The 16,276-nt window shown below is 64.8% G+C and carries 12 protein-coding genes; 6 read left to right on the forward strand and 6 right to left on the reverse strand.

Annotation, left to right across the window (positions count from 1 at the left end; genetic code table 11):
* Positions 1-2: 2 nt before the first annotated feature.
* Positions 3-1,295, forward strand: a complete 1,293-nt coding sequence (locus ROV93_RS10800; protein WP_312539713.1) for a glycosyltransferase — start codon at positions 3-5, stop codon at positions 1,293-1,295.
* Between the two features lie 177 nt (positions 1,296-1,472).
* Here the strand turns inward: ROV93_RS10800 and wecB are convergent, their stop codons facing one another.
* Genes wecB through ROV93_RS10815 form a run of 3 tightly spaced genes read right to left on the reverse strand, consistent with a single transcriptional unit; the run spans position 1,473 to position 4,361 of the window.
* Entirely contained in the window at positions 1,473-2,675 is a 1,203-nt protein-coding gene (gene wecB, locus ROV93_RS10805; protein ID WP_312539715.1) for a UDP-N-acetylglucosamine 2-epimerase (non-hydrolyzing), read from the reverse strand.
* A gap of 1 nt (position 2,676) precedes the next feature.
* The gene (locus ROV93_RS10810; protein ID WP_072167766.1) at positions 2,677-3,615 is read right to left on the reverse strand and encodes an electron transfer flavoprotein subunit alpha/FixB family protein; all 939 of its coding nucleotides are present in this window, start codon (positions 3,613-3,615) and stop codon (positions 2,677-2,679) included.
* Positions 3,615-4,361: an electron transfer flavoprotein subunit beta/FixA family protein gene (locus ROV93_RS10815; RefSeq protein WP_057494113.1), complete on the reverse strand. Its 747-nt coding sequence runs from the start codon at positions 4,359-4,361 to the stop codon at positions 3,615-3,617. Before ROV93_RS10815 ends, ROV93_RS10810 begins: the two co-directional genes overlap by 1 nt.
* Before the next feature lie 259 nt (positions 4,362-4,620).
* Between ROV93_RS10815 and rfbB the strand changes: the two genes are divergently transcribed.
* From rfbB to glmS, 5 genes are all read left to right on the forward strand, one after another.
* Positions 4,621-5,676: a dTDP-glucose 4,6-dehydratase gene (gene rfbB, locus ROV93_RS10820; RefSeq protein WP_180890754.1), complete on the forward strand. Its 1,056-nt coding sequence runs from the start codon at positions 4,621-4,623 to the stop codon at positions 5,674-5,676.
* 14 nt (positions 5,677-5,690) lie between these two features.
* On the forward strand, positions 5,691-6,578 hold the full coding sequence (gene rfbA, locus ROV93_RS10825) for a glucose-1-phosphate thymidylyltransferase RfbA (protein WP_180890755.1): 888 nt from the start codon (positions 5,691-5,693) through the stop codon (positions 6,576-6,578).
* Positions 6,575-7,132, forward strand: a complete 558-nt coding sequence (rfbC, locus tag ROV93_RS10830) for a dTDP-4-dehydrorhamnose 3,5-epimerase (protein ID WP_072167769.1) — start codon at positions 6,575-6,577, stop codon at positions 7,130-7,132. The genes rfbA and rfbC overlap by 4 nt, the downstream gene beginning before the upstream one ends.
* On the forward strand, positions 7,129-8,067 hold the full coding sequence (gene rfbD, locus ROV93_RS10835; RefSeq protein WP_072167770.1) for a dTDP-4-dehydrorhamnose reductase: 939 nt from the start codon (positions 7,129-7,131) through the stop codon (positions 8,065-8,067). The genes rfbC and rfbD overlap by 4 nt, the downstream gene beginning before the upstream one ends.
* Before the next feature lie 118 nt (positions 8,068-8,185).
* Positions 8,186-10,024 carry a glutamine--fructose-6-phosphate transaminase (isomerizing) gene (glmS, locus tag ROV93_RS10840; protein WP_072167771.1) on the forward strand — a complete coding sequence of 613 codons (1,839 nt, stop codon included), beginning with the start codon at positions 8,186-8,188 and terminating at the stop codon, positions 10,022-10,024.
* Between the two features lie 32 nt (positions 10,025-10,056).
* On the opposite strand, the gene ROV93_RS10845 is transcribed toward glmS, so the two are convergent.
* The 3 genes from ROV93_RS10845 to ROV93_RS10855 form a co-directional block, all read right to left on the reverse strand.
* On the reverse strand, positions 10,057-11,460 hold the full coding sequence (locus tag ROV93_RS10845; protein ID WP_072167772.1) for a mannose-1-phosphate guanylyltransferase/mannose-6-phosphate isomerase: 1,404 nt from the start codon (positions 11,458-11,460) through the stop codon (positions 10,057-10,059).
* Between the two features lie 11 nt (positions 11,461-11,471).
* Positions 11,472-12,818, reverse strand: a complete 1,347-nt coding sequence (locus ROV93_RS10850) for a phosphomannomutase (RefSeq protein ID WP_072167773.1) — start codon at positions 12,816-12,818, stop codon at positions 11,472-11,474.
* A gap of 98 nt (positions 12,819-12,916) precedes the next feature.
* Entirely contained in the window at positions 12,917-16,225 is a 3,309-nt protein-coding gene (locus ROV93_RS10855; RefSeq protein ID WP_072167774.1) for a DEAD/DEAH box helicase, read from the reverse strand.
* Positions 16,226-16,276 lie beyond the last annotated feature (51 nt).

Below are 16,276 nucleotides of genomic sequence, written 5' to 3' on the forward strand. Positions count from 1 at the left end.
TAATGCGCATTCTTGTATTCAGCTATGAGTTCCTTCCTTCAGATGCGCCGCAGGCACTTCGTGTTTCCCGGTTGACGAGGGAACTGGTGGCCTGTGGGCATGAGGTGGATGTCATCGCTGCGATGGGGCCGACGGCCGCGCTGCCATATGAGCTGCTTAGTGGTGTTGCGGTGCACCGGGTCAATCCTGGTGGCATCGACGGTCTCGTCATCCGGTTGAAGCAGGGGCCGGCAGAGCAGATCGCCAGCCCTCAGGCGAGTGCTCCGGTTCGTGCACATAAGGGGTTGAACTGGAAGGGGAAGTGCATCCATTCAATCCGGAGAATGACCGATCTTTTGCTGTTCCCAGATTCGCGATCGCTTTGGGTGAAGGGCGCTTTGCGGCGAGCGCGCGCGCTTGGCGCGCGCGGGGGCGTGCCGGACCTGATCATCGGATCACATGAGCCTGCGGCTGGGGTAATGGCAGCGATGCGATTTGCCGGGGAAACTGGGGTGGCATTGGTTTCTGAGTTGGGGGATCCCATCCTCGCTACCTACACCACACCGCGTTGGCACGCGCGTGCTTTGCGTCTTGAACGCGAAGTGTGCGAGCAATCCGCTGCAGTGGTTTTGACATCCGCCGCGACTGCAAGGGTTTTCGAGGAGCGGCATGGCGCTGCTTCGAAACTGCACGTCATCCCGCAGGGTTTCGATCCGCAGCCAAATGCGGTTGATGAGGGACGAGTCGAAGGCAATGTGCTGCGCCTAGTCTATACCGGGCGCTTCTATCCATTCCGCGATCCAATGCCACTGTTGCGTGCAGTTGCGCAGGTCCAGGACTGCGCTCTTGTGATGGCGGCGCCGGAGCTTCCTCGCCATGTGCAGGAGTTCTTGGATAGAGGCAACAGCAATTGCTCATGGCTGGGTTCCCTGCCGCATGCGGATGCGCTGCGGTTGCAGGGGGGGGCGGATCTACTGGTCAGCATCGGGAACGCCGGAATGACCCAAGTGCCTGGCAAGGTGTTCGAGTACATGGGAAGTGGACGGCCCATACTGCATATACGTTCGGATGCCGGGGATGCTGCGGCGGCTCTTATCTCCGCCGAGCGTTGCGGCTACGTCGTGGATGCGCGTGTTTCGGATATAGCCAGCCTGCTCGGTGACCTCATATCCATGAAGAAGCAAGCTACGCTGGAAGATGGCCTGGTTGTTGGCGCTGACTCGTTCGAGAAGTACAGCTGGCGTAGTCTTGGGCAGCAACTTAGTGCCGTCTGTACCAGCGTCCAACGGGACGCTGCAAGGAGCGCTGGCCGTTAGGCTCGGCGGCCATCGGCGCAGGCGGGCCTTGGAGTGCTCGCCTGCAGTCGGTATCGCCTTAGTCGCGAGTTGCCGCGCAAGTGTGCTGAGGACGCTCAATGCCTGAACGATGATCGCTGATCGGGTCTCCGCGCATCGCTGCGCAATCAAGGATTGCGCAGCGATGGTTGGTCTCGCTTAGGGCTGCGATGCAGTTCCACAAATGATGTCTGCGATGCGCTTGCTGGCCAAGCCATCGCCATACGGGTTGTGCGCCCGCGACATCTGCTGGTAGGCGTGCGTGTCGTCGAGCAGCGCGTTGGCTTCTTCGACAATGCGCTGGGCATCGGTGCCAACCAGTAGTACGGTACCTGCGTCCACTGCTTCCGGGCGCTCGGTGGTATCTCGCATCACCAGCACCGGCTTGCCCAGCGACGGTGCTTCTTCCTGGACGCCGCCGGAGTCGGTGATGATGAGCGTCGCCTGGGTCATCAGGTACACGAATGGCAGGTAGTCCTGCGGCTCGATCAGCACGACGCCTGGTGCGTCGGCGAGGATGCGATTGACCGGCCCTTGCACGTTGGGATTGAGATGGACCGGATAGACGATCTGGGTATCGCCGCGCGCAGCCAGGGCCTTCAGTGCTTCACAGATGTTCTCGAATCCGCTGCCGAAGTTCTCACGGCGATGGCCGGTCACAAGCACCAGCCGCTTGGAAGCATCAAGGAACGGGAAGCGTTCGCGCATCGATTCAGCCAGAGTCGAATCGTGCTTGAGCTTGTCGGCGACGCTGAGCAGGGCATCAATCACGGTGTTGCCGGTGACGTGGACGTCCTCGCTCGAGGTGCCTTCGGCCAGCAGATTGTCCCGCGAGCGGGTAGTCGGCGCGAAGTGGAGGCGGGTCAGTGGCCCGGTCAGGCGGCGATTGGCCTCTTCAGGCCACGGCGCATAAATATCGCCGGTACGCAGCCCAGCTTCCACATGGCCCACGGCCACGCGATTGTAGAACGCTGCCAGCGCACTGGCCAGCGTTGTGCTGGTATCACCATGCACCAGCACGAGGTCCGGCTTGTGCTCGGCGATGACTGCGGTCATGCCCGTCAGGATCTTGGCAAACAGGCTTGCCAGCGTCTGGCCAGGTTCCATCACGTTGAGGTCGACATCCGGCGTGATGCCGAATAGATCCATAACCTGATCGAGCATCTGTCGATGCTGCGCGGTAACTGCAACGATCGTCTCGATTTCATGCCGGGCCTTCAGGGCTTCCACCACCGGAGCCATCTTGATCGCTTCCGGACGGGTGCCGAAAACGACCATTACCTTCTTGTAGGGAATACTCACGATTACCTGCTTGAGTTCAAGGGGGACCATGCCGCTGGCCGAAGCCAGCGGAAGATGCACGTCAAAGTGCTTTTTCCAGCTCCGGCAGGATCGCAAATAGATCCCCCACCAGACCAATATCGGCAATCTCAAAGATCGGCGAATCCGGATCCTTGTTGATCGCCACGATCGTGCCGGCATCCTTGATGCCGGTCAGGTGCTGGATCGCACCGCTGATACCCACGGCCACGTACAGTTCCGGCGCGATGATCTTGCCGGTCTGGCCGACCTGCAGGTCGCTGGGGACGTAGCCGGCATCGACCGCGGCGCGCGAGGCACCGACGGCGGCACCGAGCTTGTCGGCCAGCTGGAAGATCACCTTGAAGTTTTCTTCCGAACCGACGCCGCGGCCACCGGAGACCACGCGCTTGGCGCTCTGCAGGTCCGGGCGGTCGCTGGCACCCGCGGCGAGGCCGACGAAGCGGGTGTGGGTCGGCAGGGCAGCATCGACGTTGGCTGCTTCGATGGTGGCGCTACCGCCCTGGGCGGCTTCCGGCCACGAGGCGGCACGCACGGTGGCGACCACGATCTGGTCGGCCGGGACTTCCACGGTGATGATCGCGTTGCCGGCGTAGATCGGGCGCTTGAAGGTATGGCTGCCTTCAACGGTCATCAGGTCGGAGACCTGGTTGACGCCCAGCAGCGCGGCCACGCACGGCATCAGGTCCTTGCCGAAGGTGGTCGATGGGCCGAACACGTGGGTGTAGCCCTTGGCCAGCTGCGCGATCTGCGGCGCCAGCACCTGGGCGATGGCCTGCGCGTTGGCGGCGTTGGCCACGGTCAGGACCTTGGCGACGCCACTGATCTTCGCGGCCTCGGCGGCGACGGCGGCCGGATCGGCGGCCAGCACCACGACATCGATGCTGGCACCGCTGATGGCGGCGGCGGCGCTGACAGTCTTGGCGGTGGCGGCGTTGAGCTTGCCGTCGTGGTGTTCGGCGATGACGAGAATCTTGCTCATTACAGCAGCCCCTTCTGCTTGAGTGCGGCCACCAGTTCGGCCGCGTCCTTGACCATCACACCCTTGCTGCGCTTGGACGGTGCGGCGTACTGGGTGGTCTTGAAGGTGTCGGCGGCTTCAACGCCGAGGTCGGCCAGCTGCAGGGTCTCCAGCGGCTTGGCCTTGGCCTTCATGATGTCCGGCAGCTTGATGAAGCGCGGCTCGTTCAGGCGCAGGTCGGTGGTGACCACCGCCGGCAGATCGACTTCCAGCGTTTCCAGGCCAGCGTCGACTTCACGGGTCACCGTGGCCTTGCCGTCTGCGATCTCGAGCTTGCTGGCGAAGGTCGCCTGCGGACGGCCCCACAGCGTGGCCAGCATCTGGCCGGTCTGGTTGGCGTCGTCGTCGATGGCCTGCTTGCCGAGGATCACCAGGTCCGGCTGTTCCTTCTCGATCAGCTTGAGCAGGGTGCGGGCGGCGGTCAGCGGCTGGATGGCCTGGTCGGTGACCACATGGACCGCACGGTTGGCGCCCATGGCCAGGCCATTGCGCAGATGCGCCTGGGCGTCGGCCGGGGCGATGGTGGCGACCACGACCTCGCTGGCGATGCCCTTGTCGCGCAGGCGCAGGGCTTCTTCCAGGGCGATTTCATCGAAGGGATTGGGGGACAGCTTGACGCCGTCGGTGACCACGCCGGAACCGTCCGGCTTGACCTGAATGCGGACGTTGTAGTCCACCACGCGCTTGTACGCGACGAGGATTTTCATCTGGTACGGGGTCCTTCAATAACGGGGAGAACGTCCGGTCCTCGTAAAGCAACCGGTTCGGGGGTGGGATCCTGATTCTAGCTGGCTTGAGGGGACCATGCGAATGCGTATGGTTGTGTTGCAGTGCCGCAAGAACTTTGGGAGTGCTGTGCTTCGTTCACAGCGTGAAGGCAGTCGTGAAAGTGGCCCCGATGTATCCTGTCGAGCTGAATCAGGTTGCTGCTGCGACCGACATGATTGATCAACAGGAGATCAGGTAGTGTCCACATGGCTTGTCACCGGCGGTGCCGGATTCATCGGCGGCAACTTCGTTCTCGAAGCGGTCGCCCGTGGCATCAAGGTCGTCAATCTCGATGCTCTGACCTATGCCGGCAACCTGAAGACCCTGTCCAGCCTGGACGGCAACCCGAACCACGTGTTCGTGCAGGGCGACATCGGCGACAGTGCCCTGGTGACCCGCCTGCTGGCCGAACACCAGCCGGACGCGGTGCTCAACTTCGCTGCTGAGAGCCACGTCGACCGTTCCATCGATGGCCCGGGGGCGTTCATCCACACCAATGTGGTGGGCACCCTGGGCCTGCTGGAAGCCGTGCGTGATTACTGGAAGGCGCTGCCGGCCGAGCAGGGCGCGGCCTTCCGCTTCCTGCATGTGTCCACCGACGAGGTGTACGGCACCCTGGGCGAGACCGGCAGGTTCAGCGAAACCACGCCGTACGCTCCGAATTCCCCGTATTCGGCGTCGAAGGCCGCTTCGGACCATCTGGTCCGCGCCTTCCACCACACCTACGGGCTGCCGGTGCTGACCACCAACTGTTCCAACAACTACGGCCCGTATCACTTCCCGGAGAAGCTCGTTCCGCTGATGATCGCCAAGGCGCTGGCCGGCGAGCCGCTGCCGGTGTACGGCGATGGCAAGCAGGTGCGCGACTGGCTGTTCGTGTCCGATCACTGCGAAGCGATCCGCACCGTGCTGGCCAAGGGCCAGGTCGGCGAGACCTACAACGTCGGCGGCAATTCGGAAAAGCAGAACATCGAAGTGGTGCAGGCCATCTGCGCACTGCTGGACCAGCGCCGCCCGCGTGCGGATGGCCAGCCGCGCAGCAGCCAGATCACCTATGTCACTGATCGCCCCGGCCACGACCGTCGCTATGCGATCGATGCGTCCAAGCTGAAGAACGATCTGGGCTGGGAACCGGCCTACACCTTCGAGCAGGGCATCACCTTTACCGTCGACTGGTACCTGGACAACCAGGACTGGGTCAACGGTGTGCTGGACGGCAGCTACCGTCTGCAGCGCATCGGCACTGCGGCCTGAACCCTGGAGACGACATGACGCAGCGTAAAGGCATCATCCTCGCCGGCGGCTCCGGTACCCGGCTGTATCCGATCACCAAGGGCGTCAGCAAGCAGCTGCTGCCGGTGTACGACAAGCCGATGATCTATTACCCGCTCAGCGTGCTGATGCTGACGGGCATCCGCGAAGTGCTGATCATCAACACTCCGCACGAGCAGGCCTTGTTCCAGCAGCTGCTGGGCGACGGTTCGCAGTGGGGCATGGATATCCAATACGCGGTGCAGCCGAGTCCGGACGGCCTGGCCCAGGCCTACCTGATCGGCCGCGACTTCGTCGCCGGCAAGCCGAGCTGCCTGGTGCTGGGCGACAACATCTTCCACGGCCACGGCCTGCGCGAAGTGCTCAAGCGCGCCGATGAACGCGTCCGCGGTTCGACCGTGTTCGGCTACTGGGTGAATGATCCGGAACGATACGGCGTGGCCGAGTTCGACAATAGCGGCAAGGTGATCGATCTGGTAGAGAAGCCGGCAGCGCCACGCTCCAACTATGCGGTGACCGGCCTGTACTTCTATGACGGCAAGGCCTGCGATTACGCGGCCGAATTGAAGCCGTCACCGCGTGGCGAACTGGAGATCACCGATCTCAACAAGCGTTACCTGGCCCAAGGCGACCTGCACCTGGAGGCGCTCGGCCGTGGCTATGCGTGGCTGGATACCGGTACGCATCAGTCGCTGCTGGAAGCATCCAACTTCATCGAGACGATCCAGACCCGTCAGGGCCTGCAGGTCTGCTGTCCCGAAGAAATCGCGTTCGGCAAGGGTTGGATCAACGCTGGACAATTGGAAGCGCTGGCCGCGCCGTTGATCAAGAACAGCTACGGTGAATACCTGCATAAGCTCGCCGTGCGTGGAGTCGTTCCGTGAAAGTGATTGAAACCCGGTTGCCCGGCTGCGCGGTGATCGAGCCGGCGGTGTTCGGCGATGCCCGCGGTTGTTTCTTCGAAACCTGGAACGCCGAGCGCTTCGCCGCGCTGGGCCTGCCGGACCGTTTCGTGCAGAGCAACGTCTCCACCTCTGCGCAGGGCGTGCTGCGCGGCCTGCATTACCAGTGGCCGCGGCCGCAGGGCAAGCTGGTCAGCGTGCTGGAAGGCGAGGTCTATGACGTGGCCGTGGACATCCGTCGCGGCTCGCCGACCTTCGGCCAGTGGGAAGCGGTGGTGCTGAGCGCGGAGAACAAGAAGCAGTTCTGGATTCCAGAGGGCTTCGCCCACGGTTTCGCCGTGCTGTCCGAGCGTGCGGTGTTCAGCTATCTGTGCACGGAGGTGTACCTCAAGGAATTCGATGCCGGCGTGCGCTGGAACGATGCGGACATCGCCGTGGACTGGCCGGTCAGTGTCCCGACGTTGTCGGCCAAGGACGAGAACGCGCCGTTCCTGAAGGACATCGCTGAAGACCGCCTGCCGGTCTACGTGCCATGACCGTGCTGGTGTTTGGTGGCAACGGCCAGGTTGGCCAGGAGCTGCTGCGCGCGCTGGCACCGCTGGGCAAGGTGGTCGCGACCACCCGCAGCGGCAAGCTGCCGGACGGCAGTGCCTGTGAAACGGCCGATTTCGGCCAGCCCGACGGCCTGCCTGCATTGCTGGACCGCGTGCAGCCGTCGCTGGTGGTCAATGCGGCCGCTTACACCGCCGTTGACCGCGCAGAACAGGACGTTGATGCCGCCTTCGCCGCTAACGCGCAGGCGCCGGGCGTAATCGCGCGCTGGTGCGCGGCCCACGGCGTGCCGTTCGTACACTATTCGACCGACTACGTGTTCGATGGTCAGGGCAGTGCGCCCTACCGCGAGGACGAGCCGACCGCACCGCTGGGCGTGTATGGCACCAGCAAGCGCGATGGCGAGGACGCGGTGCGTGCGGCCGGTGGCCGCCATCTGATTTTCCGCACGGCGTGGGTGTATGCCTCGCACGGCGCGAACTTCCTGCGCACCATGCTGCGCGTGGGCGCCGAGCGCGATGCGTTGCGGGTGGTGGCCGACCAGGTCGGCACGCCGACGCCGGCCGCACTGATCGCTGATGTCACCTTGCAGGTGCTGCAGCATCCGGGGCAGTTGTCGGGTACCTGGCACCTGACCGCCAGCGGCCAGACCAGCTGGCATGGGTTCGCCGAAGCGATCTTCGCCGAAGCGTTGGCCACCGGCGTGTTGGCCAAGGTGCCGACGGTCGAGGCGATTCCCAGCTCCGAGTATCCGACCCCGGCCAAGCGTCCGGCCTGGTCGGTGCTGGACAACCGCAAGCTGCAGCAGGCCCTAGGCACTCCTTTCCCAACCTGGCGTGAGGGGTTGGCCGTTGTGATGAATGAAATCAAGCGCTTGCTGGATGAGCCCGCTGGGGGCGAGGCGTCCAGGACGAACTAAATCGGTTCCCCCTCCCGCAATGCAGACACCTTTCCGTACACTTTCATTAAGCGGACAGGAGGGGGAAGCCGGACGCGCAGGCTAGAATGCGCTGATCGTCTTCAAGGAATCGCGTGACATGTGTGGAATCGTGGGTGCAATCGCCGATCGCGACGTGGTACCAGTGCTGATCGAGGGTCTGAAGCGGCTTGAGTACCGCGGTTACGATTCCTCCGGCATCGCGGTGATCGACCACACCGAGCGCCCCGAGGTACGCCGGGTGCGTCGCACCGGTCGCGTGTTGGAAATGGCTACGGCGGCCGAGGCCGAAGGATTCAATGCAGTGCTGGGCATCGGCCACACCCGCTGGGCCACCCACGGGGGCGTCACCGAGGCCAACGCGCATCCGCACATCAGCCACGGCGTGGCGCTGGTGCACAACGGCATCATCGAGAACCACGAAGCGCAGCGTGAGAGGCTGCGCGCGATGGGCTACACCTTCGAATCGCAGACCGATACCGAAGTCATCGCGCACCTCATCCATCACCACCTGAAGGACGTCGACGACCTGCTGGTGGCGCTGCAGCGTACGGTGAAGGAGCTGACCGGTGCCTACGCGCTGGCCGTGGTCAGCCGCGCCGAGCCGGAGCGCTTTGTCTGCGCGCGCATGGGCTGCCCGTTGCTGGTGGGCCTGGGCGAGGGCGAGAACTTCGTCGCCTCCGACGTTTCGGCCGTGATTTCGGCCACCCGCAAGGTGATCTTCCTGGAAGAGGGCGACACCGCCGAGATCCGCCGCGAGGGCGTGCGCATCTTCGATGAGCATGACCAGCCGATCGAGCGCGACGTGCACCTGTCCGATGTGTCGCTGGCATCGCTGGAGCTGGGCCCGTACCGCCACTTCATGCAGAAGGAAATCCATGAGCAGCCGCGCGCGCTGGGCGACACCATCGAGGCGGCGATCGACGCCGGTGGTTTCCCGGCCGAGTTGTTCGGCAAGAATGCCGAGGCCGTGCTGTCGGGCATCGAAGGCGTGCAGATCATTGCCTGCGGAACCAGCTACTACGCCGGCCTGACCGCGCGCTACTGGATCGAAGCCATCGCCGGCCTGCCGTGCAGCGTGGAGATCGCCAGCGAGTACCGCTATCGCGCGGCCTACGCGAACCCCAAGCATCTGATCGTGACCATCTCGCAGTCCGGCGAAACGCTGGATACGATGGAAGCGCTGAAGTACGCCAAATCGTTGGGCCACCAGCACACGCTGTCGATCTGCAACGTGCCGGAAAGTGCGATCCCGCGCGCCAGTGAGCTGGTCTGCTACACCCGCGCCGGCGCCGAGATCGGCGTGGCCTCGACCAAGGCCTTCACCACCCAGCTGGCCGCACTGTTCCAGCTGACCGTGGTGCTGGGCAAGCTGCATGGCCGTATCGACGCGGCTCAGGAAGCGGACTACCTGGAGCAGCTGCGCTTCCTGCCGGGCAGCGTGCAGCACGCGCTGAACATGGAGCCGCAGATCGCCGCCTGGGCCGAGCGGTTCGCGCGCAAGAGCAGCGCGTTGTTCCTGGGTCGTGGCATGCACTTCCCGATCGCACTTGAGGGTTCACTCAAGCTCAAGGAAATCACTTACATCCACGCCGAGGCCTACCCGGCCGGCGAGCTGAAGCACGGCCCGCTGGCACTGGTGGACGAAGACATGCCGGTGGTGGTGATCGCGCCCAACGACAGCCTGTTGGAGAAGGTGAAGTCGAACATGCAGGAAGTGCGTGCGCGCGGAGGCGAGCTGTTCGTGTTCGCCGACCAGGATAGCCACTTCATGGAGTCCGAGGGCGTTCATGTCATCCGCACGCCGAGGCACGTGGGCGCGCTGAGTGCAGTGGTGCACACCATTCCGGTACAGCTGCTCGCATATCACACCGCGCTGGCGCGAGGTACGGATGTCGACAAGCCGCGCAACCTCGCCAAGAGCGTCACAGTGGAATGAAAGATGGCCGGTCAAAGACCGGCCTTCTTCTCTTAGCTGCGCCCGTAGGTATCCTCGAACCGCACGATGTCATCCTCACCCAGATAGCTGCCGGACTGCACTTCGATCAGTTCCAGCGGCAGCTTGCCCGGGTTGCGCAGGCGGTGGGTCACGCCCAGCGGAATGTAGGTGCTCTGGTTCTCGCTGAGCAGGATCACTTCATCGCCACGCGTCACCTCGGCGGTGCCGCTGACCACGATCCAGTGCTCGGCGCGATGGTGGTGCATCTGCAGGCTCAGCGTGCCACCGGGCTTGACCGTTATCCGCTTGACCTGGAAACGCTCGCCGTTGTCGATCGAATCGTAGGCACCCCACGGGCGATAGACCTTGCGATGCCAGGTGGCCTCGCTGCGGCCTTCGGCCTTGAGCTGAGCGACCACCGTCTTGACCTCCTGCATGCGGTCGGCCTTGCCGACCAGCACCGCGTCGTCGGTTTCCACCACCACCACGTCATCCAGCCCGACCAGCGCCACCAGGCGCTGTGCGTAGGCATAGGTATTGCGGCAGTCGATGGCGATCACGTCGCCCTGGTGGGCGTTGCCATCGCCGTCCTGCTGCGAGACATCGCGCAGCGCAGTCCACGAACCGACATCGTTCCAGCCCGCATCCAGTGGAATCACCACGGCATCGGCGGTCTTCTCCATCACCGCATAGTCGATGGAATCGGACGGAACGGCAGTGAAGGCATCCTTGTCCAGGCGGGTGAAATCGGCATCGCGGCGCGCCTGCTGCCAGGCCTGGCGGCTGCCGGCCAGCATGGCGGGCTGGAAGCGTTCCAGCTCCTGCAGGTAGCGCGAGGCCTTGAACAGGAACATGCCACTGTTCCAGTAGTACTGGCCGCTGCTGACGTAGCCGGTGGCGGTGTCCAGGTCGGGCTTCTCGACGAAGCGCTCGACCGCGCGCAACCCCTGGCCATCGGCGGCCTTGATATAGCCGTAGCCGGTTTCCGGGCCGGTCGGCACGATGCCGAAGGTCACCAGCTTTCCAGCTTCGGCAGCAGCGGCAGCGGCCTCGACGGCGCTGCGGAATGCAGTCTCGTGGGTGATCACATGATCGGAGGGCAGCACCAGCAGCAGGGCGTCGGCGCCGTCGCGGGTGGCTTCCAGCGCGGCCACCGCGATCGCCGGGGCGGTGTTGCGACCAACCGGCTCAAGGATGATCGCGGCTGGCTCGGCGCCGACCTGCTGCAGCTGCTCGGCGGCGACGAAACGGTGCTCTTCGTTGGCGATCACCAGCGGTCCACGTGCGGCAATCGGGGCGACGCGCTTCCAGGTGGCCTGCAGCATCGTCAGTTCACCCGCCAAGGGCAGGAACTGCTTCGGATACGCCTCGCGCGAAAGCGGCCACAGGCGGGTACCGGATCCACCGGACAGGATGACGGGCTGGATGCTGCTCATGCGTTCCTCGGTTACTGCTGGATGAGGCGGGAGATGTCGTCGGTGCGCGCCTGCATCAGCGCGGCATCGCCACGGGCTTCAACATTCAGGCGCAGCAGCGGCTCGGTGTTGGAGCTGCGCAGGTTGAAGCGCCAGTCGCCGAAGTCGGCACTGATGCCATCGGTGTGGTCCAGGGTGGGCGACTGCGCCGCGAAATGCTCCATCACGCGCGCGACGGCGGCCTTGGCATCGGCCACCTTGAAGTTGATCTCGCCACTGCACGGATAGGCGGACATGCGGTCTTCGACCCAGTCGGCCAGCGAGCGCCCGCTTTCGGAAACCAGCTGGGCGATCAGCAACCACGGGATCATGCCGGAGTCTGCATAGGCGAACTCGCGGAAGTAGTGGTGGGCGCTCATCTCGCCGCCGTACACCGCGTCTTCGGCGCGCATCTTTTCCTTGATGAAAGCGTGGCCGCTCTTGCACTGCACCGGTACACCGCCGGCCTGCTCGACCATGTCCACGGTGTTCCAGACCAGGCGCGGGTCATGCACGACCTTGCCGCCCGGCTTGCGCGCCAGGATCGCCTTGGCCAGCAGGCCGACCAGGTAGTAGCCCTCGATGAAGCGGCCGGTATGGTCGAAGAAGAAGCAACGGTCGAAGTCACCGTCCCAGGCAATGCCGAAATCGGCGCCGTGCTCGCGCACCGCGTCGGCGGTGGCGGCGCGGTTCTCCGGCAGCAGTGGGTTGGGAATGCCATTGGGGAAGCTGCCGTCCGGTTCGTGGCAGATGCGGATGAACTCGAACGGCAGGTGCGGTGCCAGCAGGTCGACGATGGCACCGGCGCCGCCGTTGCCGGCGTTGACCACCAGCTTCAGGGGTCGCAGCTTGCCAGGATCGACATAGCTCAGCAGATGCTGGATGTACGCGCTCTTGTCATGCTGGGCGCTCTGTCCGGCGCGCGGCGGCTGGGCGTCAGACGTATCGGCGGCGACCGCATCGGAAATCGCGAACAGGCCGGTATCCGAACTGATCGGGCGCGCGTTCTCCTTGACCAGCTTCATGCCGTTGTAGTCCATCGGGTTGTGGCTGGCGGTGACCATCACGCCACCGGCCGCGCCCAGATGGTCAGTCTGGAAATAGACTTCTTCCGTGCCGCACAGGCCGATGTCGATCACCTCGCGCCCTGTACCGCGCAGGCCTGCGGCCAATGCGTCCTGCAGCGCGGGGCTGGTCAGGCGCACGTCGTGGCCGAGGACCACTGGACCGGGAGCGAGCTGCGCGGCCAGGGCGACGCCGATGCGGCGGGCCAGGTCTTCGTTCAGTTCTTCCGGCACGCGGCCGCGGATGTCATAGGCCTTGAAGGCGGGCAGGGGCATCGATCGGGATCCTTGGGGAGCTCAGCCCACGATTGTAGTCCCAGTCCTGTATGGGAATCGTTTCCATGGCGCAACGCCATGTGACTGGCGTCCGAGGGTCAGGTTCGCGTCGACCGCTTGCCCGCTTTACGCAAACGCTTGCCGGGCAGGCCCGGCAACGGCGCCAGCAGCGCCTGTACATCTTCTTCGTTGAAGCGCGGCCCCGTAGCGCCGCCGCCTTCGAGAATGGAGTTGGCCAGCGTGGCCTTGCGCTCCTGCAGCTCGGCAATCCGTTCTTCGATGCTGCCTGCGGCGATCAGCCGGTAAATGAACACCGGTTGCTGCTGGCCGATGCGATGGGCGCGATCGCTGGCCTGGTTTTCGGCCGCCGGGTTCCACCACGGATCGAAGTGGATGACGGTATCGGCGGCGGTCAGATTCAACCCGACGCCACCTGCCTTCAGGCTGATCAGGAATACCGGCACCTCGCCTTGCATGAAGCGCTGCACCGGCGTGGCTCTGTCCTGGGTGTCTCCGGTCAGAGTCACATAGGCCAGGCCCAGATCATCCAACGCCTGCGCGATCAGCGTGAGCATGCCGGTGAACTGCGAGAACAGCAGGATGCGCCGGCCTTCCTCGACCATCGACGGCAACATGTCGCGCAGCAGCTCCAGCTTGGCCGAACCGGCATTGCGGGCCGGGGCGTCGCCCGGCAGCAGGCGCGGATCGCAGCAGACCTGGCGCAGCTTCAGCAACGCATCCAGCACCACGATATGGCTGCGCGCCAGCCCGCTGCCGCTGATGGCCTCGCGCACCTGCTTTTCCATCGCTGCGCGCACGGTTTCATAGAGATCACGCTGGCCGCCTTCCATTTCCACTGCACGCGTAATGAGGGTCTTGGGCGGAAGCTCTGACGCCACCTGGTCCTTGCGCCGGCGCAGGATGAACGGACGCAGCCGTTGCGCCAGCAAGGTGGCGCGGCGGTGGTCGCTGCCACGTTCGATCGGATGGCGCCAATGCTGGTTGAACTGTTTCTCGCTGCCGAGCAGGCCGGGCAGCAGGAAGTCGAACTGCGTCCACAGTTCGCCCAGGTGGTTTTCCAGCGGCGTGCCGGTCAGGCACAGCCGGTGGCGCGCCTGCAGCGTGCGCAGGGTGATGGCCGCGCGTGACTTCGGATTCTTCACCTGCTGGGCTTCATCCAGAATCAGCAGATGGTAGGCATGTGCCTGCAGCGCCTGCTCGTCGCGCCACAGCAGAGGGTAGGTGGTGAGTACAAGGTCGTGCCCGGGAATCGCCTCGAACAGCGTTTCACGTGCCGGTCCATGCAGGGTCAGCACGCGCAGGCCCGGGGTGAAGCGTGCCGCTTCGCTCTGCCAGTTGTGCAGCAGCGAAGTGGGCACCACCAGCAGCGCTGGACGGTCCAGGCGGCCGGCTTCCTTCTCGACCAGCACATGCGCCAGCGTCTGTACGGTCTTGCCCAGCCCCATGTCATCGGCCAGCACGCCCCCCAGGCCCTGCTGGCGCAGGTACTGCAGCCACGACAGGCCTTCGCGCTGATAGGGACGCAGCGTTGCCACCAGCCCTGCCGGCGGCGGCACTTCACCCAATGCGGGTGCCTGCATCAGCCGCTGCACCAGCGCCTGGGTGTCGCGCCCCCGGAACTGCAGGTGCGCCGTGTCCTGCAGCGCCTGCAGGCGGCCACGGTCAAGCGCAGACAGGCGCAGCGGCGCGCCGCGCTGGGCGAACAGGTCCGCCAACAGGGCCATGATCGGCTTCAGTCGTGCGGCCCGCAGTGCCAGACACGTGTTGTCGCCCGTCGTCAACAGGATGTTCTCATCGTCGCCGATGGCGTCCAGCTGGCCACGCATCCAGCGGGGATCGGACTGCAGCACCTGCTGCAGCAGCGGAACCATCGACACGTTGCGGCCTTCCACCTGAATATCCAGGCCCAGGTTGAACCAGCCCGCATCCGCCGGGTCCGCTTGGATGTCCAGGTCGATCACATCCACCCGGGTGATGCGATGGCGGAAATCGTCGTCCGTCTCCACCTTCCAGCCCAAGGCCTCCAGGCGCGGCACGTCGTCCAGCAGAAACCGTGTCCAATCATGGGTGCGCAGCTGGAATTGAGGTCCTGCGCCCTCCAATGGCGCCCGCGGAGCCGTGTCGCGATGCAGTCCCACCGTGCGCAGCTCGGCCTCACGCCGTGATTCCTCAGCCAGGTCGCGGGGCAGCAGGGCAAGCTGGCCCTCCGGATCGTGTGCGAACAGGCTCGGATCGTCCAGGAACCGGATGTGCTCGTCGTATTCGAAGGCCACGGTCGCGATATCGGCCCATTGCGAAGCGTCGCCACGGCCAAGCCATGCCGGCCGGAACTCGATCGTATGCAGGCGCAGCACAGGAATCATCGAAGTGATCTGCAGGGTGGGCAGCGTGTCGCTCGCACCGGGGCGCGGCAGCGCAGGGTCGATTTGCTGCAGCATCTGTGCGACCACCGACGCTTCATTGGGTAACAAACTGGGCAGGCTCAGGAACGCGTCGGCGTCTTCGGGCCTGACATCCAGCTGCAGTGGACCGACCTCGCCGGTGACCGGGTCCAGATAGCACGCACTCCGGCCCAGGACCACGCCTCTGGCGCCGCCCTCCACGCTCAACGTGGGTTCCAGCAGCGTCGCGCCCTGCGCCATGTCAACGACCCAGCCCAGTTCGCCGCGGCGTGGAGCGCCCGACCGGGCCAGCACGTCCTGCGTACCACATGAGACCCAGCCATGGCCGCTGGAGACGATCAGCTGCAGGGTGGCCGCGAAGTCGATCCATTCGTCTTTCGTCGCGGGCTGCCGCTGGGTGCGTAGCTGGATCATCACCGCCAGATCAGTCGGGGTGAGGTATGCGGGAGGCTCCAGCAGCAGGTCTGCGGTGATATCCATCCACTTGCCCGGGCTGATCGCACCATCGGCACCGTACTTGACGCGCCGGACCAGCACGGCGGGGCGATGGTTGTAGGTGGACAGTTCGAAGATGACACCGTTCCGGCGTGGCTGGGCCGGCCGGATCCGGGCGCTCTGCCAACGCGAGAGATCCGCCAGCAGTTCAGCACGCGGCGGTTGCGCCAGGTCCTGTTCGGTCAGGGGGCTCTCATCCATGGCCAGCGGTTCCAGCATGTGGGAGACCAGCACCGCCGCCACATGCTTGCAGGCGCGGCCGACGGGGCAGGAGCAGGCACTCTGCAAGCGGCTGCGCGCGGTGCGCATACTGGCGGCCAGATCGATCTCCACGTGGTAGGGATGCCTGGCCGAACCCTGCACTTCGGCCGTCAGCAGGCCCTCGCGAAGTTGCCGGTTGCGCACGCCCCCCAGGCACCGCTCGCTTTTCTGCAGTGTCCATTCGTCGATCCAGCGGAACAGGTCTTCATCGGTGAAGGTCAGCGTCATCGTAGATGGAGGGGCGCAGGCGCTGAAGCACCCTTCTGGGGGGGAATCGCT

The organism is Stenotrophomonas maltophilia group sp. msm4, assembly GCF_032025605.1.
Lineage (GTDB): Bacteria > Pseudomonadota > Gammaproteobacteria > Xanthomonadales > Xanthomonadaceae > Stenotrophomonas > Stenotrophomonas sepilia.

Excerpts from the sequence above, each read along its gene's own strand:
- ROV93_RS10800 (WP_312539713.1), top strand. The coding sequence starts at position 3 with ATGCGCATTCTTGTATTCAGCTATGAGTTCCTTCCTTCAGATGCGCCG.
- ROV93_RS10810 (WP_072167766.1), bottom strand. The coding sequence starts at position 3,615 with ATGAGCAAGATTCTCGTCATCGCCGAACACCACGACGGCAAGCTCAAC.
- ROV93_RS10815 (WP_057494113.1), bottom strand. The coding sequence starts at position 4,361 with ATGAAAATCCTCGTCGCGTACAAGCGCGTGGTGGACTACAACGTCCGC.
- rfbA (WP_180890755.1), top strand. The coding sequence starts at position 5,691 with ATGACGCAGCGTAAAGGCATCATCCTCGCCGGCGGCTCCGGTACCCGG.
- rfbD (WP_072167770.1), top strand. The coding sequence starts at position 7,129 with ATGACCGTGCTGGTGTTTGGTGGCAACGGCCAGGTTGGCCAGGAGCTG.
- glmS (WP_072167771.1), top strand. The coding sequence starts at position 8,186 with ATGTGTGGAATCGTGGGTGCAATCGCCGATCGCGACGTGGTACCAGTG.
- ROV93_RS10845 (WP_072167772.1), bottom strand. The coding sequence starts at position 11,460 with ATGAGCAGCATCCAGCCCGTCATCCTGTCCGGTGGATCCGGTACCCGC.
- ROV93_RS10850 (WP_072167773.1), bottom strand. The coding sequence starts at position 12,818 with ATGCCCCTGCCCGCCTTCAAGGCCTATGACATCCGCGGCCGCGTGCCG.
- ROV93_RS10855 (WP_072167774.1), bottom strand. The coding sequence starts at position 16,225 with ATGACGCTGACCTTCACCGATGAAGACCTGTTCCGCTGGATCGACGAA.